15 protein-coding genes are annotated in these 19,961 nt (G+C 45.6%); all 15 read right to left on the bottom strand.

Going from position 1 to position 19,961, the window contains the following annotated elements; genetic code table 11:
• Positions 1–16: 16 nt before the first annotated feature.
• The 15 genes from K5620_RS00885 to tssB all read right to left on the bottom strand — a co-directional run bounded on the left by K5620_RS00885 (position 17) and on the right by tssB (position 19,919).
• Entirely contained in the window at positions 17–811 is a 795-nt protein-coding gene (locus K5620_RS00885; RefSeq protein ID WP_016399928.1) for a PoNe immunity protein domain-containing protein, read from the bottom strand.
• Positions 808–1,560 (bottom strand): PoNe immunity protein domain-containing protein, encoded by a 753-nt coding sequence (locus tag K5620_RS00880; RefSeq protein WP_016399929.1) that lies wholly within the window; start codon positions 1,558–1,560, stop codon positions 808–810. Before K5620_RS00880 ends, K5620_RS00885 begins: the two co-directional genes overlap by 4 nt.
• A 9-nt stretch (positions 1,561–1,569) precedes the next feature.
• Positions 1,570–5,859 carry an RHS repeat-associated core domain-containing protein gene (locus K5620_RS00875; protein ID WP_016399930.1) on the bottom strand — a complete coding sequence of 1,430 codons (4,290 nt, stop codon included), beginning with the start codon at positions 5,857–5,859 and terminating at the stop codon, positions 1,570–1,572.
• Positions 5,860–5,876: 17 nt separating this feature from the next.
• Positions 5,877–6,749, bottom strand: coding sequence for a hypothetical protein (locus tag K5620_RS00870; RefSeq protein ID WP_016399931.1), 873 nt, complete (start codon positions 6,747–6,749; stop codon positions 5,877–5,879).
• A 2-nt stretch (positions 6,750–6,751) separates the two neighbouring features.
• A complete protein-coding gene (locus K5620_RS00865; RefSeq protein WP_016399932.1) occupies positions 6,752–7,039 on the bottom strand; it encodes a PAAR domain-containing protein in 288 nt (95 codons plus the stop codon).
• Between the two features lie 8 nt (positions 7,040–7,047).
• Positions 7,048–8,862: a type VI secretion system Vgr family protein gene (locus K5620_RS00860; protein WP_016399933.1), complete on the bottom strand. Its 1,815-nt coding sequence runs from the start codon at positions 8,860–8,862 to the stop codon at positions 7,048–7,050.
• Positions 8,863–8,927: 65 nt separating this feature from the next.
• Entirely contained in the window at positions 8,928–9,407 is a 480-nt protein-coding gene (locus K5620_RS00855) for an Hcp family type VI secretion system effector (protein WP_016399934.1), read from the bottom strand.
• 196 nt (positions 9,408–9,603) lie between these two features.
• The gene (gene tssH, locus K5620_RS00850) at positions 9,604–12,189 is read right to left on the bottom strand and encodes a type VI secretion system ATPase TssH (protein WP_040306600.1); all 2,586 of its coding nucleotides are present in this window, start codon (positions 12,187–12,189) and stop codon (positions 9,604–9,606) included.
• 33 nt (positions 12,190–12,222) lie between these two features.
• Entirely contained in the window at positions 12,223–13,200 is a 978-nt protein-coding gene (gene tssG / locus K5620_RS00845; protein ID WP_016399936.1) for a type VI secretion system baseplate subunit TssG, read from the bottom strand.
• Entirely contained in the window at positions 13,197–15,026 is a 1,830-nt protein-coding gene (gene tssF, locus K5620_RS00840; protein ID WP_016399937.1) for a type VI secretion system baseplate subunit TssF, read from the bottom strand. Before tssF ends, tssG begins: the two co-directional genes overlap by 4 nt.
• Before the next feature lie 3 nt (positions 15,027–15,029).
• Complete coding sequence (gene tssE, locus K5620_RS00835) at positions 15,030–15,509, bottom strand: type VI secretion system baseplate subunit TssE (protein ID WP_016399938.1); 480 nt, start codon at positions 15,507–15,509, stop codon at positions 15,030–15,032.
• Positions 15,509–16,318: a type VI secretion system accessory protein TagJ gene (locus K5620_RS00830; protein ID WP_016399939.1), complete on the bottom strand. Its 810-nt coding sequence runs from the start codon at positions 16,316–16,318 to the stop codon at positions 15,509–15,511. Before K5620_RS00830 ends, tssE begins: the two co-directional genes overlap by 1 nt.
• 4 nt (positions 16,319–16,322) lie before the next feature.
• Positions 16,323–17,879 carry a type VI secretion system contractile sheath large subunit gene (tssC, locus tag K5620_RS00825; RefSeq protein WP_016399940.1) on the bottom strand — a complete coding sequence of 519 codons (1,557 nt, stop codon included), beginning with the start codon at positions 17,877–17,879 and terminating at the stop codon, positions 16,323–16,325.
• 34 nt (positions 17,880–17,913) lie between these two features.
• Positions 17,914–19,407, bottom strand: a complete 1,494-nt coding sequence (gene tssC, locus K5620_RS00820) for a type VI secretion system contractile sheath large subunit (RefSeq protein WP_016399941.1) — start codon at positions 19,405–19,407, stop codon at positions 17,914–17,916.
• Positions 19,404–19,919, bottom strand: a complete 516-nt coding sequence (gene tssB, locus K5620_RS00815) for a type VI secretion system contractile sheath small subunit (RefSeq protein ID WP_016399942.1) — start codon at positions 19,917–19,919, stop codon at positions 19,404–19,406. The genes tssC (K5620_RS00820) and tssB overlap by 4 nt, the downstream gene beginning before the upstream one ends.
• Positions 19,920–19,961: the final 42 nt, after the last annotated feature.

The following is a 19,961-nucleotide window of genomic DNA, read 5'->3' as shown; positions in this document are numbered from 1 at the left end:
CCTTAGTTTTTAAAAATCAGTTATTTAATAGTTCAACTGGCACCATCACATGCTCACGAATAGCATTTGCTGGAATACAGAAAAGCGAGGCAACTAAGCTTGCTTCAAAGCACCAGTAACCAACGTAATAGTCGGTATATTCAAATTCGCAATCGCACAAATGATTATCATACCAATCTGCATCTTCTAGGCTGTCGTACCACTGTCGAATAAACACATTAAGATGCTCTGCCTGAACCTCTCCATCACTGTTGATGGCATCCAATAGAGGTTGATAAACAGTGGGGTAGTAAACTGTAGGAGACATGGGACGGTCTGTATCAACTAGCCTGCTGGCAATGCTATCTAAAAGTGCATCATTTCCTTGTTCACCAATTATGTCTAAAGCTTGTTGAATATGTGCTTTCTCTGCACCTACAGCAACCAACAAGGCTAACCACCATAAAGCATAAACATAGCGATTAACATTAGCCGAACCGCAAGCTTCACCCACACCACCTAAACGCTCAAAATCATGGCGGTAACACTGGTGTGCTGCGGGCAGTTTATCTGCAGTAGCACTTAGCTGTTGGCGATAAGGCAATATCGCCAACACAGATGACTTAAGAGAGGCCATATCGCTGCCATAAGAGTAATGGCTTACTGCCCGCATGATGGCAAGTTGATAGAGCTGCTGAGCAACATCGACTTGCTCACTGAGTGACGTAAACTCGCCGCTATCTAAAGCTTGTTGGGTTTCTGCTAAGGCATCATCTAAATCGCTTAACAGCTCGCTAAAATAGGCTTCGTCACGGCGTTGGTCTCGAATCACTGCTCACTCCAGTGAACTAGGTCTTTAGGGTAGTATTGATGGTCGATATACAGACTGTCGTCTATCTCATAAAGCTTAGTGACTAATGCCGCTTCCCAGCACCAGTAGCCTTTGTAAGTATCTGTATCCATTAAATGTAGCTCAGGGCTACCTTCTAACTTGTACCATGCCTCTAAGTAAGCCAACATCAGCTGAGGGCGCTGCGCAGGCTCTGCTTCAATTACTTTATACAGTTTATTGAAGCGGCGTTTGAACAAGACGCTCTCTGCCACTTCGCGCTCGGTATCGCCCAACTTAACGGCGATATTGTCGAACAAGGCATCACGACCTTGGTTTCCAATTAAATCTAAGACCTCTTGGTAGTAGGTTTGACCCATGTTTAGGCAATAAGCAAAACTCAACCACTTCAGAAAAATATTACGCATGTAATCTTCGCGAATTTCTTCCCAGCCTATACGGTCTTTTTGCTCCTCAGGGGGCAAAGCATCAGCAAAATATTTTTGCTGTTCTCTGCAATGTAAAACCTTTTTCAAGTGAGCCTTAAACAGGCTTAAGTCATCGCCTCTCGCATAACGAACATGCATCAGCCCCATAAATAAATTAACTAGACCAAAAGCAACCTTCATCTGAACAACGATTCGGCTATCAACGGTAGAACTTAGTTTTTCTAAATCCTCTTGAATACAGTCTTCTTCAAAATCAACGTATTCATCATAATAAGCTTTATCTCGTAGAGCTTCTCTTAGCATCACGTTTCCTTAAAAATTCAACTCTAATCCACTACTTGCAATCTTTGCATCAGCATCTAATTTTTTAACAACCAACGAGCCATCTGCTTTGTTGCGGATTAACAGTTTTTCTACCTTACCATCACCATCTCGCAAGCTACTTAAAACTTTACGCTGCTGCTTTCTCGTCATCCCTGCATTATCCAAGCGCTCATCTGTAACCCAATCATCACTCATCTGCTTGCCATCTTTGGGTTTTCCTAAGCGAGACTTGCCGTACTTGGCTTCAATGATAACAAAATCAGGAGGACGCTTTTCTACTGGGGGTTGGTAAATACCATCTATCCCCTGCTTTCCGGGGCTATATTTACCATCGGTTTTGCCTAAAGGTATATAACCCTTTTCTTTCATCAAAGCATGGGCATTATACTCACCCGCCGCCGCTTTTTGGTGATTGAGTGAACTAAACTCATCGGCAAATGAATCCGGTGAACGGCTATCCGTTGGCCGATGAGAAACATCTCTTGGGGGACTGGCTTTTCTTGTTTTGCTTGTTACTTGCGCTGCATCACCACCCGTATCAACGGCTTTAGCCGCTTTACGCAACTTCGCAGCTTTCCCCCCAGGAACTACATCTAAAGCACTGGTCGGCATCACTGCGGCTAAACTTGCATAAGCAATACCAGTGGCAACTCTACCGAAACTACCCTCTGGGTATTGGGAGCCATGCTCAACAGCAACATCGAGCGCATCATCTAATACTTCATTTAGGGCTTCTATTTCTAGCGCATCTAAGCCATCAAGTATTGCTTGGCCTGCTTTAGCTAAGGGACTTTCACCTGGCGCGTAAGGTTTGCTAGGCTTCCGTACTCGGCCAATGTTTTTGTTACCCTCTTTACAGGCTAAGCCTAAGGGGTCTACCCAGTTAGTTGGGCTTGGGGTGTATTGATAAAGGTTTAAGCCACCGAGTAATTCAATTGGGTCTTGTTGTATGTACCTGCCCTGCTGCGGGCAGTAGTAGCGGTGAAAGTTATAGTGAAGACCGCTCTCTTCATCAAAGTATTGGCCTTGAAAGCGCAGTGGGTTATCTATTTGCTTAACGCTTAACTGTTCTATCGAACCATAGGCTTGGTAATGGGCTTGCCATACTATCTTGCCTTGCTCGTCCGTTAAGCGAATTGGGGTACCGATATGGTCCAGATGGTAATGATAAACCTGACCCTGTTTAATCATCACTAAAGGGCGGTGACTATTAGGCTCGTAGACATACCAGGTATACTGGCCTTGGCTATGCTCACCAATTAGTTGATTACCTTCCCATAAATAATCGGTTTGCCCTTGGGCGGTAAGTTTGCAGCTGCGGCGACCTAGAGCATCGTAGTGATAAACGGTGTTGTCGCGGCCTTGGCTAAGCCTAACCAATTGGTTTAAGCCGTTAAATGCGCGTTGCTGACGCACCTTACTTTGGCTGGCGAGTACTTGGTTACCGTAGCGGTCATAACGGTAGCTACACTGCTCATCACCTAGCAGCTTGTCACCTAACATGTCGGCTTGTTTGGGGTTGGCAAAACTATCTAGCTCAAATTGCTGGTTATTGGCATTGTGGCTAGTAGCCTTGGTGAGTTGGCTAAGTGCATCGTAGCTGTAGTTATTATCTCCCAGCTCGCTGTCACTCACGCCTAAAAGTTGATCGCCCGCATCAAAACGGTAATGACGCTCAATACGGCTTGGTGCTTGTTCATTTTGTTCTAACTGCCATTGTTGGCTTAACAAGCGGCCTTGTGCATCATAGTGATTATGCAATTGGTGGCGCTTGCTTAGCTCGCGGCTTACCTCTTCACCCGCAGCGTTAAAGCTGCGACTTATCACAGGCTGCTGGTTAAACCATATCGCAGATAAACGCCCTTGTTCATCGTAGCGATAAGTTAAGGCATTGCCGTCGGGAAGTTGAGTATGGCTGCGCAATCCTTGTGAATTCAATTGATAAATAGATTGCCAATTGTCTTGCCAGTTTTCTTGCAACTGGCCATTAGCGAAGTAGCTAAACCGTAGTTTGCGCGCAGCATTGTTGGCTTGGCTCAACTTACCTTGTAAGTCATAGGTAAAATCGTTAATCAGGGTAATGCCATTAGCGGTGCTGCGCTGCTCGGTTACTTGACCTAGAGAATTGCGTTTTAGCTGAATCAGCCGCTCACTATTTTCGGCAACTTGAGTAAGCTGACCCGCTAGGTTGTATTGGTAATGCTGCTCGCGGCCATCAAAACCAATGGTTTTGCTAATACGTTCGCAACTGTCATATTCCAGTTGATAAACCTGCTCGTCACTGCGGGTAATGGCGGTAAGGTTACGTTCTTTATCGTAAGAAAAAGCTAACCATGAGCCGTCGGGGTTAATCTGTTTAGCTGGCTGCGACAAGCCTTGATATTCGTAGCTTGTACTGCGCCCTAGCGAGTCGCTCACCTTAGTAACACGCCCCGCATCGTCATGGCTATAGGCCCTACGCTGACATTGCTCTGGCGCATCCTGATGATAAGACAAGACCTCAATAATGTTGCCACGCTCGTCGCGTTTGAATTGGCCAACCCAGCCCTTTCCATCTACTTCGCCATTGCACTCACCAATGGCGTTATAGCTATAGCGAATTAACGCATCTCCCACTTGCTTGGCGCTCAACAAGCCTTGCTCATTCCACCAAAATTGTTGATTAGGCTGGTTACTAGCAGTTTTACTCACCAAACGGCTTTGCGCATCGTAGCGATATTCGGTCACCACACCTTGTACATCGGTTTCTGTGGTTAACAAACCAAGGCTGTTGTATTCACGCTTAAGCGATGAGCCGTCGGCATAGTCAACCTGTGTAACAAAACCCAAGCGATTATAGCTATAACGAGTAAGATTTTGATTTGGCGCTAGCTCAGCGTCTAACTGGCCGTGCGCATTGTAATGGTAACGAGTTGTGGCGCCATTTGGGTCTGTTTCACTAATTTTGCGCTGTAGTTCATCGTATTCAAATAACCAACAAGCGCCGTCGGGCGAAACTTTTTTAAGGATTTGACCTTGTGAATTATGCCAGTAAGTCCAACAGTTTCCGTAACTATCAAAGCTGCGGCTAAGGCCTTGCTCTAGCTCATACTCAAATCGATAGTGATAATGCTCGTTATCGCCCCATTGTTCTATACAACGCGCGTTTTGCTCACTGCCATCCCAAGAAAAGTAGTGAGAAAACCCCGAAGCGCGGGTTCGTTGAATCAATAAACCTTGCTGATAACGATACTGTTCTTGCTGACCCAAACGGTTGGTCGCAGTACTTAAATGCCCCTGTTCATCATAGGTATAACTTGCATAGCTTTGCGCTGTTTCGGCTTTAGAGCTGAGTAACTCAACCAGCCGACCTTCTAGGTCATAGCGTAGGAACAGTTGTTGGCTATGGTTGATTTCAATCTGGGTTAAGCGAGGAGCAACGGAGTAGCTAAGTCGATAATGCGTATCGACACCATCACTGATTTTGGTAAGCAGCCACTGTTCTTGCTGTTTAGAAAACTGCAAAGTTTTGCCATTGGCACTGCTAATAACAATGTTTTCAAGCTGATGTTGCAACACCATGCCCGATTTAACCTGGCTACTTTTAGCGCCGACAACCACATGAGGAAAATGCTGCTGATGCCCTAGTGCATCGGTAAACAACCAACCCGCTTGCTCACCCTGTAACTGTTCCAAACTGTAGTGAAAATTACTTCGCCAGCCTAAACCTAAACCCACATCTTGATGCGAAAGACTTGAGCGATAAGTGCGCTGCCAAACTAACTCACGATGACCTTGCAAGCATACATCGTCTAATTGCAGCACTTCTTCACCGCTGCTCATTACAATGGGGTCACCGCAAGTTTGGATATCGGGGTGGTCAACAGCTTGAGTGATGTCATCACTGCTATTTTGGTTTTTGCCTTGCTGTTGGGTCTTCGAGCGCCCTCCTGGAGCTTTGGGTTCATTTGGGACGGATGAACTCCAAGAGGGCCTCGAAGCTGGAGAATGTTGAGGAATAGCTTTTTCAGCTTGGCGCTGAAACCACACCTCACCATTCGTTAACGCGGTAATTAATTTCTGATGCGGATCGCCAGCCGGCGTAGTAGTGACCAAACGGTATAAACGGCGTAAACCTTTGCCGTTGCTATCAGCAGCACCTGCAAAGTTAGCTAAAAATGCTGCTGCTTTTTCGGCATCACTAAACGCAGGCTTGTTGCCCACATTACGTTTGCCGGTAAAAAAGTCATAAGCAAAGCCGTCAATTCCAGTGACTACTTCTTTTTGGGTTCCATCCATACTGCTGTTTTACACCACTAGGCGACCCACGCGAGCATCATTGCACTGCGGTAAGTCTGATCAGAAATATCCAATTGAAAACTCAAACCAGCATGTTTTTGCTGCTGATAGTGAGTAAATAAATGACACAAATTAAACAAGCCAGTACAGGCCGCTAAGTCCCCGACTCTGGCGTCAGCAAATATCACTTGGCTGCGCGAACCAACGCTATTTTCAAAACATTGAAAAGCCGCTAACCAACCATCCATTAAGTCACTGCTTAAGGCACTTGGCATATAGCATTGAGTTAGCTCTTGTCCGCACTGGCCACGATAACGTTGGATTAACGCCGCCACTGTTGCAGCAATGCTTTTATCTGAGGTTTGCACCTCATAGCTGGCCCAAGGCACAGCAAAACCACGCTTAGCCGGCTGTAACCGAGCAGCGATGAAACACTCACTAGCAATGCTAGCGGTTTGCTCAAGCGCTTGCGTTGCAGCTAAACGCTCATCTTGATGATAAGCCAGCACTTGAATTGAGCCCGCCAACTGCTGATTAAATAACTTAAGCGCTTGGCGCAGCGCTAATTGCATGGCGCAGCGACCATAGGGAAACAAATACACTTTTTTGCTTTGCGCTAACTGAGGCACCAATGCCAAAGTATCTTGATAAACTTGGCTTTTTGCCTGCTCTAGAGGCGCTTCAGGCAGCAATACAAACACCGCATCAGCATCGACTTTTAGCTTGGCTAGCTCGGCTCGACCTGCTTCATTAAAGCTGTAGTGACGTAGAGCCTGCTCGCCCTTAATGCTTACGGTTGCGGCAATCTCATCATCACTTAAACCAAAAATAGCGTTTGAATCGCTGTATTCACCAAGCTGCAGGGCCTCAATGTCTAGCTGCAAGTTCATGCCTAGCCTATTAACACCGTAGGGTTACCTACTACAATTTTGCCACCATGGGCAGTTGAATCACCTAATCGCGCTACTGCTTTACCACCAACCGTAACCGAAGAGGAACCCGACTTAATCGTATCTGGCGGTCCAATACACACCAACTTATCGCCCACGCAGGCAACCGGCATTCCGCCAGCGGTTACCGTACCGTTGCCGCCAACCACTGGGCCACCAACATGCGGTACTTTATTTTGCACTTTAGGACATACGTGAAATGACCCGAGCATTGCTACTGGCTTACCCATTATGTCCCTTAGTTCAGTGAAATAGCTGGCGCTTTAAGCGCGATAGAGGTGCCGTTAATCGATACCGAGGTACCTTTGATATCAATATTGCCGCCACTTGAAAGGGTGATAGAAGCGCCACCCGCTTTAATGGTGATTTTACTACCAGCCACTAAATCGATATTTTTGCCAACATCTATTACTAGGTTCTTACCTATTTTCTCAGACTGGTTTTCGGCAACCTCAATGCTAAGATCTTTACCAATTTTTTCAGTTTGGTTTTGTTTGATTTCGGTTTGCAGATCTTTCTCTGCCTGCATGTAAAGCAGCTCTTTACCGGCATCGTCATCAAAACGTATTTCGTTAAAGTTACTCTCGCCACCGCCTTTGGTTGAGCGAGTCTTTATTCCAGACTGCGATTTTTTACTAGGTAAGCCATAAGGCGGCATCTGGTCGCCGTTGTATAGCGCACCTGTAATCACCGGTTGGTCAGGGTCGCCTTCTAAAAAGCTAACCAGTACTTCCTGGCCCACTCTTGGCAAGAAGAATGCGCCGTAACGGCTGCCTGCCCAGTTTTGCGAAACCCGAATCCAACACGAGCTGTTACTGTCGCTTTTGCCTTCGCGATCCCAGTGGAACAGCACCTTAATACGGCCATATTTATCTACATGGATCTCTTCACCCGGATCACCCGTCACCAAGGCTGTTTGGGCGCCATGAATCACCGGCCGAGCCGTGGTTTGGGATGGTCTGAACAATACGTCAGCCGGGATGCAAGAGAACTGATTGTGTAGCACTTGGCCGCTGTTTTTAGCTGCGCCAGTTTGGCTGGTAATGGCAACACTCAAACTAAGTTGAGTAATTAAGTAGCTTTTCCCTACCTGAGCGGGATCTTCATGTGATTTAAAACCAAAGTACTGACCAGCGCTAAAAGTAGCGCAAGTACTGCCACCTCGGCACACTAAGGCATCTCGCTGCATTGCTTCTAAAGCTACGTTAGCAGCATTTTGCAAAGCAGGGTTAAATTCGGAACCGGCATAATACTCAAACACTTCGCCATTTTGCTGTTGTTTGGTTAACGCCGTATTTTGCTGTTCACCCTTTGGTTTTGCGCTTGGTTTTATAAAGTCGTAACCGCCTTTACTCGCAATACCCGGAGTGATGTTTAGGTTACCACTCCAAGAGAACACGTGAGATTCTGACAATGAACCGGTGGTAAAGGCTACTTTGCTTTCTTCTGCTTCGCGGTAGGCACTCAAAGCATCAGCCAATACAACACTGTGCTTGGCCTTACTATGTTCAATAATGTAAAAGATGCCTGCTTCTTCAAGCAAACGATGCACAAAGGCAAAATCACTTTCGTTATATTGAACTTTGTAACCCAAAGTTGGGTAACTGCCCTTAAGTTCACTTTTTACTTGCACGCCGTGTTCTGCAAAAATCTTTTTTACGATTTCGTCAGCGGTTAAGCTTTGAAAAATTCGGCAATTACTGCGCTGCTTAAGAAAGTGTAAATTCGACACGATCTGTAGTTGGTAATCTTGGTATTTTTCGCCTTCTGCTTCACTAGGAACACGACTACCTAGAGAAGTAATACTGGCAACAACGCCATTAAAAAAACGGGTAACACTGGCTTTACCTTTTAGATAATCTAAATTAATGGTAACCGGTTTTCCAATAACGTCGGACTCAGATATTATCTGTCCATTTGTATAACAAGAAACATTAATAGAGAAAGGTGAAGATATACCTTCCTGAATATCAAACTGAGTAAGATGTAATACATCTTTACCCAATGGCGTTTCTATTTGAATGATATTCTTACTTTGACTTGCCTTTTCCATATGCTTCATGTTCACGCTAGTTAAAAAAATAAGCGGGATAGATTAACTACCCCGCAGAAAGCCAATTACATTTGTTGGCCTTTAACACCGCTGTAACCGTAAACAAGCGGAGCTTGAACATTGTTTTGGTCATCGGTAGGTGTAACAGTCATCATCATTTCTGTGTAAGAAATAGTGATGTTTTCAACTGGGCGGTCATCTTGAATTGATACTGAGTAGCTAGAAATCATTGCGTCAGTCAGTTCAATTTTCATGATTTCTTCGATTTTCTCACCTTGTTTAGTAATGTGGAAAACCGCTGGCTTACCCTTACCAATAGTGGCTTCTTTGAAAAGATCTGGAGAAGCTTTATCTTGCATTTTAGTGATGTTGATGTCACATAAACGCGTTGCACTCGCTTCACGATCTTGAGCAGTACCAGTGTGAGAAGAGATTTCACGTGCTACTGACCAATCTACAGACAAAAGAGTAATTAAGTCTTTGTACTGTTCAGCTGTCGCTTCACCCTTGATATCGCCGTACTTCAAATAAGTATTCGCTTGCATGCTAATTTCCTTTAGCTAATTAAGTAAAAATAACCCTAATGGGTATGTTTTAATGCAGCGTTTTAACACGCGCAATTTTATTAGTCGAAACCGTAAAACAATTTAATAAATGTCAAAAACATCAAAAACTGAATAACAATCACAACCCAATTAAGTGGTACATTATAAATATTTTGATCAATAGTGAAAACACTAATTACAACATTTCGACACAATAAGTATCTTCAACTAAATCTACGCTAATTTTCTCTATATTAAGGCGTTGAGATATGGCTTCTAATACCTTATTAGAGATCACAGGCAACAATTCATTTTGAATATTATTTTGAATTGCCCTTGCGCCAACATCAGCATTTTGAGACTGGCTGTTTAGGTGTTCGATGACCGATTCAGAAAAACTTAATTCTGCTTGGTAATTTCGAGCAAATCGCTGCTCAACTCTACCTAGCTGTAAACGCACAATTTGATTTAGCGTGTCGCGGTTAAGTGGCACAAATGGGATGAGATTTAGGCGACCAATAAAGGCCGGCTTAAATACCGCGAGCAAATCATCACTTAGAGCGTGTTTTAGCCCTTCGATATCAGGAGCTGTTTCTTCATCTTCAAATAAACCGGTGGTAGTTTCGGTACCCACGTTAGAAGTCATGATGATGATGGTATTTTTAAAGTCGATGTCTCGACCTTCGCCATCTTTGATGGTGCCTTTATCGAACACTTGGTAAAAAATATCTTGCACGCCCGGATGGGCTTTTTCCATTTCGTCTAGTAGTACTACGCTGTATGGCTTACGGCGCACGGCTTCAGTTAGAACACCACCTTCACCATAACCTACATAGCCAGGAGGTGAACCCACCAACAGAGAAACTTTATGTTCCTCTTTAAACTCCGACATATTGATAACCGTTAAGTTATCTTCGCTGCCGTATACTTGCTCGGCTAGGGTTAACGCTGTTTCTGTTTTACCAGTACCACTTGGCCCGGTTAGCAAAAACACACCGTTTGGCTTGCGCTCATCACTTAGCTGAGCACGCGCTGTTTGCACCACTTTACTAATGAGTTCTAGTGCGTGGCCTTGACCAACAATTCGCTCGCCCATTTTTTGTGGCAAACCCAAAATGGTTTCTACTTCGTCTGATTGCATGCGGCCCAGTGGTATACCAGTCCAATCGGCAATAACTTCGGCGACTAGCACTTCGTCTACTTCTAAAAACACCATTGGTTGGGCAACTTCTGCCAAGCTCGCTTTAATCTCTACCAGCTGCTCTCGGGCATTTTCTTCGGTTTCTTCCTCGGTATTGAGAATGCTATCGGCATGTTGTTTAGCTTGAAGCACCATACCCTGCTCGTCTCGCCAAGTAGCTTCTGCTTGTTCAAAGGCACTTTGGGTATCAGCTAATTCTGCATTGAGCTGCTGCAACAATTCTTGGTGTTCAGAACCCGTTAACTGTTCGCGTTCCAATTGCTCAATTTGCGCAACCAACTGTTGCTGTTTGCGCTGTAAACGCTCTACTTGGCTAGGGGTAGCGGCTTGGCTCATCGCCACGCGGGCACAGGCGGTATCAAGCAAAGCAACGGCTTTGTCGGGTAACTGGCGAGCATTAATGTAGCGGTTAGATAAACGCACTGCGGCTTGCAAGGCTTGGTCGCTAATTGATACGCGATGGTGCTTTTCCATCACAGGTAGTAAGCCGCGTAACATCACAATGGCTTTTTCTTCGCTTGGCTCTTCTACTTTAACCACCTGGAAACGACGCGTTAATGCTGCATCTTTCTCAAAGTACTTTTTGTATTCGGCCCAAGTAGTTGCCGCAATAGTGCGCAGTTCACCACGCGCCAGCGCGGGTTTAAGCAGGTTGGCGGCATCATTTTGGCCAGCTTGGCCACCGCTACCAATTAAGGTATGCGCTTCGTCGATAAACACAATAATAGGTGTAGCCGAATTCTTCACTTCACTGATTACCGACTTAAGACGATTTTCGAACTCGCCTTTCATGCCCGCACCAGCTTGCAGCAAGGCTAAATCTAAAACATGAATTTTTACATTTTGCAGTGATTCGGGCACATCGTTATCAGCAATACGCTGCGCTAAACCTTCTACAACTGCAGTTTTACCTACACCGGCTTCGCCAGTAAGTATCGGGTTGTTTTGGCGGCGACGGGTTAAAATGTCGATCATCTGGCGAATTTCTTCGTCGCGACCAAGTATTGGGTCAAGCTTGCCAGAGCGTGCTTGCTCGGTAAGGTCGATAGTAAACTGATCTAAACTTGGTGTTTTGCCCGAGCCTTTAACTTGGCTTGCAGTTGCAGCTTCGGCATTTTGATTAAGCGTCGGCCATACATGCGCCAACTGAGCTGGGTCGATGTTTTCTAACTGCTTCAAGAAATGCATGGTGCTAAAGCTAAGGGTATCGTCGTTTAGCAAGGCATGAATAATGTGGATAGGCGCGATATTGTCTGCGTTGTATTCAATAGTGGCAGCCATCCAAGCGGCGCTCAATAAGCTGACAATTTGCGGCGATAAACCAGGAGTTTGCTGATTACCGGTTTTAGCCCGCTCGAGATTGCGATTTAGATCGGCAGTTAATGCATCAATATCAACCGCAAAATGCTCGGCCACCAACATAAGATCTTCGGTTTGGCCTTCGCACATCGCTAATAACCAATGCTGGATCTCTACACTAAAATGACTGCGGCTATTAGACAGCGCAGCGGCCGCTTCTAGGCTCTGCTTGGCTGTGGGCGATAGCTTCTCAACCATTGATTTTAAAGTCATTGTCGACATCTGTATTTCCTATAATCCTTTAAACAAAATCTACTACGCGATGGGGATTTTGGTTTGTTCGTCCATTCGCTTACTGTTAATGGTTAGCGCGCTACCTTGACCTAAGCCCAAACCGGTTTTACCTAAACGCGAACTAGGCATATCTCGATAACGGGCCATTAAGCTCCAACGAGGACGCACGTGCGCGGGCAAGTATTCGGCGACGGTTTCTTGTAATAATGAAAGTGTTTTACTGCCCGGCAGAAGTTGCTGAGCCCCTTGTGCATTGGCCGCATGAATTTCAATTTCTAAAGCAGAACCTACATCCCAAACCTTGCTGCCAATGGTGGCACTGCGTCCTAGTTGCGCATGCTGCCCCTCTGGATTAACCCGGCTCGCTAAGCTGGTTTGCTCTTCATCACTTAGCGATAGCCATTGTCCTAAATGCTCATTAATCACAACCTTGCAGCCTGAAATAAGCTCTACAATTTGCTTTAAACCTTGAGCACTACGAATAGACTGAGCAAACAAACCACCTAGGTATTGCTGGGTATGATTTGAAGTACCAGATAAAGAGTGCAAGGCACTAGAAATAGGGTCTTTCTTGTTGGTTTGTTGCTGACGCTGATACTGCAGTGGGAACTGATATTTCTCCCAAGCGCGGTGATACAAAGAGATCAGGCGATGATGGAAAATATCCAGAAAGTCTCGCATCGATTCGTCTTTCTGCTTGCAACGATCCATTACCCATTCACTGTAATGACGGGGCATCACACCACTTGGTCCAGTTAAACCAAAAAAGTTAACAAACACTGAATAAGGCTGGTTTTCAGAAACAGGCGCTTCTACCCGCTCCAAAGCTTTACCCGGAAAACCTAAGTTTTGCGGCACTTTAAAACGTAAGGCCTCATTTTTGGGTAAAGTATCAGAACCCACACCGTTGTGTTGTGCACCTCGACCAGCTTGAATAGCAACCACGCTGTGGTGGAAGTCTTGCTCGCTGCCACTATTTAAGGTGTCAAACAGCTTCATATTAGCTCCTTGTCACCAGCCATGGCTGGCCAACGGTGTAATACATTGCTGGCCCCCAAATGCTTAATCGATAAGCGAGTGAAGCTGTTTATGGTGGTGTACTGAGCGAAAAAGTGCGCCAATACATTGCCAAAAAAGAACAAGTTAATACCGGAGAGTTCTTGATTAACAAATTCCAAAATAATGTCTGAACCGTGGCAAAAACCCACTCGGCCGTTTTGCACAACCCGAGCTGTTGCCCGCTCGATGTTTACCTTAGCGATAGCTTCAATCAATACTTTGGTTTGTGGTGATTGCTTAAAATCGTAAAGCTGTAATAGCTCTTGGAGCAACTTAACCGCGTTAGGCTGGGCAAAGTGATTAAGGGTTAGATGACTAGCCAACTGCCAGCGAGAAGCATCAAACATAGCGGGGCGAATAGGCTCGCTAAAGGGCAATAAACAACGGACATTTTTAAGCGAATCGGCACGGCTTGGCACCACTATCGATGGCTGTCCACCACCAAAAGGCAAGCGCGCTGGCAAATTACGGTTACTGCACAATGCTTTAGCCGAAACCAACCACTGTTCATGCTGCTCGATATCTAAGGCTTTAGCGTCACCATCAACCACTGCTAAGTAGCTTTCAACACCAGGCTCGTCGTGTCCACCAGCCCATTTATTTAGTTCACGGCGTAGCGTCCAGAACAAATTTCCCGCTTGAGGGTAATGTGGTAATTGGCTACCGTAAAACGGCGTCACATCTACACTGTTATCGTGTTGATCGAAGGCTTCAACTTCGGTCACTCGCACTACTTCTGAAATATCTGCATCTCGATAACGAGGCACCAAACGGTGCTCAAAACGAGCGGGGTCTAAGCGTAAAGGCTCCAGCTCATCTTCAAATAGGTTTATCACTGGCACACAGCCCAGCAAAATATTATCGGCGGTTAATTGCTTCGCCAATATGTCTGAATCGCTATCAAGATAAATGTAAAGGTCCACCTCATGCTGGTCACCAAACCAACTAGGATCTAAATCTTGTAGCTCAAAAAACATGAATTTTTCAGGGCAAAGAAAGTGCTCAACCAGCAAGCGATAGCCATTAAAAGTTCGCTGATCATAAGGCACCACTTTTTCATCATCAGCAAAACCCACCGCACTAATATGACGGGCCTGCAAGTAGTGATTAGCTTGTAAACTGCCCGGAGAGGCAAACGCCAATCCCACACTAGATTGGAAAATAAGTTGATAAAGCTTGTAGCTAAGCTGCGGTTGTCCGTGAATGTAGAAACGCATTTTTTGCACGCCCACATCACTAAAGGCCACATCATCAAATTCACAGCTTAAACGCAGTTTTATTACCGCTGCAGCATTCTTTTGAAAGTTAGGGCGTGGCGCTTTAAACGGCGCACCTTCAAAGCTCGCTTGAGTAACTTCTACTGGCCACATTTCGGTATCGTAGCAAGTATTAAAACGACAACTTTTGTAACCCGGCACTTGAGTTTCTAACTCGGTGCCTTTGGGGATCATCAAGCTATAGTCAGTAACATTTTGGGTGCTCATTTTGATTACCGACATCGACGGAATTGGCGCGTGGTAATCGGGATATAATTGCCCTAACAGAGCTTCGGTTAGCTCTGGAAAACTGTCATCAAGCTTTTGTCTTACCTGTGCCGTAAGTAACGACACTCCTTCGAGTAATCGAGAAACATGTGGGTCTTCCACACTTTCTTCGCTCATGCGCAAACGGCCAGCCACCTTGGGATAGCGCTCGGCAAACTCAGCCCCCATGTGGCGTAAGTAAGCTAGTTCGCGGTTGTAGTACTTTAACAGCTCGTCACTCATGCTCTACTCAACTATTTTTATGCCAAGGCATACCGGTTCAACTTCAGAGTCAAAGGTCATTTCCTCTGGCTCAGGATCGGCATGACAAAGAGCATGAATACGCAAGCGCAATACCCGATCAAGCGGTTGCTCTTCACTTACGGTTGTCACCGATAAATCAATAAAACGAGGTTCAAATTTACGAATGGTTTGCTCAACAATTTGACACAACATCTCGCGGCCATCTTGGCTGCTCAAAGGCATAGATGAGAAGTCTGGCAAACCATAACTAAACAGTGATTTGTCCAACTCGCTGTACCATTCAGGCCAGGTATGCCAATGCAACTTGGCGTTGAGCAAAGCCTCTAAATCACGGCGAATACTGCGCCGATAAGCTTGTCGCCCATAGCTTGAATAGATATCACTGCTTGCAGCATTCTCATCCAAGTTATTACTTAACCTGTCGAGTAGTGAAAGCTGCAAAGCGGGTTGAACAGTGCTCATTACTCAGCAGCCTCGGTGGCTGTTTCTACAGAGAACGATTCCAACTGAGAAACAGCTAATGCGTCATCATTTACTAACCACATTTTTTGCCCTCGTCCTTGGTAAAACTCAGAGCCTAAAATGGCTTGCCAATCGGTTTCTCTACCCAGCTTTTCTGCATCGCTTTGGCTGTTTACATAGGTCATTGGCAAGAACACTTCGCCTGAAGGGCCATCTTTAATGTCTAACTCGGCGCGGCGCCAAATGTGCTCAAACAAGGTGGTTTCGGGCAGTAGTTTTAACCAAGTGATGTCAGAAAACGGCACAAAGTAATACAAACCATTAGAGCCAAATACTTCTAGGTAACCCGCTAAGCTGTCATCTAAATCACGCAGCTCGTTACAGTTTTTACCGTTAATCTCTACTTCAGCTGATTGGCGTAAGCTTTCTAGTTGCTGAGCAGCTTGTTCAAACTCAGTTTTGTTGTCACTTAACTGTGCCAAGCGCACTTCCACCAAAGGCGCTAAAGTTTGCGACGCGCCCGTCACCAAGCTTGCGGTATCTCCACCAGCAGCAAAATCTACCCGCGATTGCGCGGCATGCACTAGCTGGCGCATGTTTAAAGCACCAGGAACACACTGTGGATGCTGCTTAACCAACAAGTCCAACTGCTGATCAGCACGCTCTAGCTGGCCATCAATACATAACAATTCAATAAAACTGCTGCGTGTATCTAAGTCCTTAGGCATCACTTTTAGGTGGGCAATGGTTTGGGCGATTGCTTCACTTAATTGTCCTTGTTGAATCAACTGCTTTATTTGTTGTTGCATCTGTTTATCCTGCTTGGTTATAGCTTGGAGATAACTCAGTTATCAGGCGAATACTGGAGATCATTTGGTCGAGCTGAAAGTGCGGACGCAAATGGATAATGGAGTAATAATGGCCGGGCTTACCGGCTTGTTCTTTAACTTGAATCTTGGCTTCGTTTAGCGGATAACGCGCTCGAATCTCGTCGGAGGCTTCATCAGAGGCGGTGGTGTAAGCATGCAACCAACTTTGCAGGTCACGCTCAATCAAGTTAGCGTTATCAAATGAACCGACTCGATCTCGCCCCATCACTTTTAAGTAGTGAGCAAAGCGAGAAACACACAATACGTATTGCAACATCGACGATAAGCGCGCATTTACCGCTACCGATAAACTGTCGTAGTTTTTCGGTAAGTTGACGGAGGCATTGCTATACAAAACTAGGTGTTCTGTATGCGGAACTGTAGACACAGGGATAAAACCGCTGTCAGACAATTGCTTCTCTAAACGGTCGCCAACTTGCAAATTCACCGAGGGCTTAGCCGAGCGCATATGGCGCGAAAACTTAAAGCGAGAACTGGGTAAATCGAATACCAAACCATGCTTGTATTGGCCTGGCTGCAAGCCACGAATTTGGCTAAACCAGCCAGATTCTTTAAAAGCACGTAAGGCCACGGCAGCAACACCATATGCGGCGTTGCCCCATAGGTAGTCACCTTCGGCATCGTTAACTTGCTCAACAAACATAAAGCCTTCTTGGCGACGGCCATCTTGTTGATAGGGCTCACGCATTAGAATATTGGGCGCGGTAATGCCTAAAAAGCGGGAGTCTTCTTGGCTACGCAGCTTGCGCCAATTGATGTATTCAGCTTGCGAAAACTGCGCACTAATATCTCGAACTGATGCCAGCTCACTGAAGAAATCGACACCAAACATTGATGGCGCAGCGCCAGTTACAAAAGGCGCAAACGCGGCAGCTGCTGCATGGCTAATTGCCCGCAGCGCATCAATGTCGTTAGTAGGCATGCCACGTTTGGCTTTGTGCGAGATTTGGTAGTCACCCACAATCATGCCAAAGGGCTCACCGCCCGGCATGTTGAACTCATTGGTATAAATAAGCTTGAACAGTTCACTTTGATCAAACTCGATGGCACGTGATACATCGCGGCAAAGCTCGCGCCAGTTAAGGCTAATTAACTTAACCTTGGCAACCAGGCTGTGATCTTGAGTACCTGAATGCTCTGTAAGGTATTTCACCCCGCGCCAACTGGCTTCTAAGTCCTGAAACCGTTGATGGTGAATAATCGCGTTCACTTGGTCATTTAAACGCTCATCAATGTCACGAATGGCACGCAGCAAAATCGGCCTTAGGGTTTCCGCCGTCCAGGCCGCGTCATACTGTTGATTGTCACGTTCTAACCAAATTCGCAGTGCTAGATAGGCGTCTTCTGCCGCTAAAAACTTATCCACCACTTGGCTCTGGGCACACCAATCCACATCAACATGTTGAGTATCTAACTCAACTTGATGCAGGCTCTGGCTATCCACAAAACTCAGTGGTGGTAAAGTTTGGCTCATGGTCATAGTAATAAGGCGGGCCTTGCGACCCGCAATCTAGTTATCCGCCGATTTCAGGGATTTTTGCGACTAAGCGCAGTGAAGTAGTCAGTTCTTCCATTTGTAACCAAGGACGTAACCACGCAACTGCGTTGTACGAACCAGGCGCACCCGGAATCTCTTTTACTTGAACTTTGGCGTCAGCCAATGGGTATTTAGCTCGGATTTCTTGACCGCCGCCCTCAGAAGCATTCACGTAATTAAGAATCCAGCGGTTAAGCCAGTTTTCAACGTCTTCGGCTTCCATAAAGCTACCAATCTTGTCGCGCGCCATTACTTTTAGGTAATGGGCAAAACGAGAGGTGGCCATCATGTAAGGCAGGCGAGATGAGATAGCCGCATTTGCTGTTGCATCTGGGTTATCGTATTTCTTCGGTTTTTGACAAGTCTGCGAACCAAAGAACACCGCGTAATCAGTATTCTTGTAGTGACAAAGCGGTAAGAAACCTAACTTGCTAAGCTCTGCTTCGCGACGGTCGGTAATACCAATTTCGGTAGGACACTTAAGATCTGGGTCACCGTCGTCAGATACAAATAGGTGAGAAGGTAAGTTTTCAACTTTACCGCCACCTTCAGCGCCGCGAATTGCCGTACAGAAACCATATTTAGCGAAGGCCTCAGTCATACGTACACCCAGTACGTAAGAAGCATTCATCCAACAGTACTCGTCGTGCTCGGTGGTTTGTGCCATACCGGTTTGCTGATCAACTTCGAATTCTTCGTAGTTGAACTCTTCAATTGGTGTAGTTGCTTCACCGTAAGGTAAACGTGCTAATACACGAGGCATCGCTAAGGTTACAAAGCGTGAATCATCGCTTTCGCGGAATGAACGCCATTTAGTGTATTCAAGAGACTCAAATACTTTTTCTAAATCACGAGGCTTACTAAGTTCTGTCCAGTTATCAAAACCAAACAAGGCTGGCGAAGAAGCTGATAAGAACGGCGCAAAACCAGCGGCAGCAACGTTCGACATTAAGCTTAACGATTCAATGTCTTCTGGGTGATTGGTAAATTCGTAATCGCCCACCAAGGCACCATAAGGTTCGCCGCCTGGCGTGCCAAATTCAGATTCGTACACTTTTTTGAAGATCTGGCTTTGGTCAAACTCAACCGCTTTACTTAAATCTTTGTGCAGCTCTTTTTTACTCATGCTAAGCACACGGATCTTAAGTGTTTGGCTGGTTTCAGAGTTCATCACCAAGTAGTTAAGACCACGCCAAGAGCCTTCTAGCTTTTGAAAGCTTTCGTGGTGCATCACTTCAGCAAGCTGCTTAGAAATTAGCTCATCAATACCAGCAATGGCTTCTCTAAAAGTTACAGTTAAGTTTTTGTTCCAACTCACTGTTCCTTTTAACGCTTCATCGGTAAGCGTACGTAATAATTCTTCTGAACGAGAACTATCTGTTTGCTTAGTGGCACCAATCGCTTGTTCTAAAATTGAACCTTGTGCTTCTTCAACACTTGGATCTAGAGTAGTTTGGCTTTCTACGCTCATTCTGACCCCTCCGCACTAGGTTCTTTTTCAAGCTCACCTTTTAGCTTCTGCAGAGAATCAGTATTGTTAAGCACTTCTTCTAAGATGTTTTCCAGATCTTCTGAGCGGTCAACCTTAGTCATTAAGTCACGTAGTTTATTACGGGTGTCCATTAACTTACGTAATGGCTCAACTTGGTTAACTACCGCTGCTGGATCAAAATCTTTCATTGAGCTGAACTCAAGCGCTACTGACATTTGTGAATCATCATCAGCCAGCTTGTTATCAACTTTAAATTCCAGTTTAGGATTCATGCGCTTAAGTACGTCATCGAAGTTATCACGGTCAATTTGGATAAAACGACGGTCTTTTAGTGGCTTTAAGGCTGCGGTGTTGTCACCCGCAAAGTCGCCCATAACACCTACTACAAAAGGTAGTTCCTTTTTAACTGCAGCCCCTTCAGTTTCTACATCATAAGTGATGTGAACTCGTGGCTTGCGTACCCGAGACAACTTGCCGTGGATACTGTCCATATCAATCTCCTTGTTCTTGATTAACACGCAGAGCGCTAAGCA

This window comes from Agarivorans albus (assembly GCF_019670105.1).
Taxonomy (GTDB): Bacteria; Pseudomonadota; Gammaproteobacteria; order Enterobacterales; family Celerinatantimonadaceae; genus Agarivorans; species Agarivorans albus.
This window is presented reverse-complemented; position numbering and strand designations above follow the sequence as displayed.

Coding starts and splice junctions, on each gene's coding strand:
- tssF (WP_016399937.1), bottom strand. CDS start 15,026: ATGAGTGACGAGCTGTTAAAGTACTACAACCGCGAACTAGCTTACTTA.
- tssE (WP_016399938.1), bottom strand. CDS start 15,509: ATGAGCACTGTTCAACCCGCTTTGCAGCTTTCACTACTCGACAGGTTA.
- tssC (WP_016399941.1), bottom strand. CDS start 19,407: ATGAGCGTAGAAAGCCAAACTACTCTAGATCCAAGTGTTGAAGAAGCA.
- K5620_RS00855 (WP_016399934.1), bottom strand. CDS start 9,407: ATGCAAGCGAATACTTATTTGAAGTACGGCGATATCAAGGGTGAAGCG.
- K5620_RS00875 (WP_016399930.1), bottom strand. CDS start 5,859: ATGGATGGAACCCAAAAAGAAGTAGTCACTGGAATTGACGGCTTTGCT.
- K5620_RS00880 (WP_016399929.1), bottom strand. CDS start 1,560: ATGCTAAGAGAAGCTCTACGAGATAAAGCTTATTATGATGAATACGTT.
- K5620_RS00830 (WP_016399939.1), bottom strand. CDS start 16,318: ATGCAACAACAAATAAAGCAGTTGATTCAACAAGGACAATTAAGTGAA.
- tssC (WP_016399940.1), bottom strand. CDS start 17,879: ATGACCATGAGCCAAACTTTACCACCACTGAGTTTTGTGGATAGCCAG.
- K5620_RS00860 (WP_016399933.1), bottom strand. CDS start 8,862: ATGGAAAAGGCAAGTCAAAGTAAGAATATCATTCAAATAGAAACGCCA.
- tssG (WP_016399936.1), bottom strand. CDS start 13,200: ATGAAGCTGTTTGACACCTTAAATAGTGGCAGCGAGCAAGACTTCCAC.
- tssH (WP_040306600.1), bottom strand. CDS start 12,189: ATGTCGACAATGACTTTAAAATCAATGGTTGAGAAGCTATCGCCCACA.
- K5620_RS00870 (WP_016399931.1), bottom strand. CDS start 6,749: ATGAACTTGCAGCTAGACATTGAGGCCCTGCAGCTTGGTGAATACAGC.
- tssB (WP_016399942.1), bottom strand. CDS start 19,919: ATGGACAGTATCCACGGCAAGTTGTCTCGGGTACGCAAGCCACGAGTT.
- K5620_RS00865 (WP_016399932.1), bottom strand. CDS start 7,039: ATGGGTAAGCCAGTAGCAATGCTCGGGTCATTTCACGTATGTCCTAAA.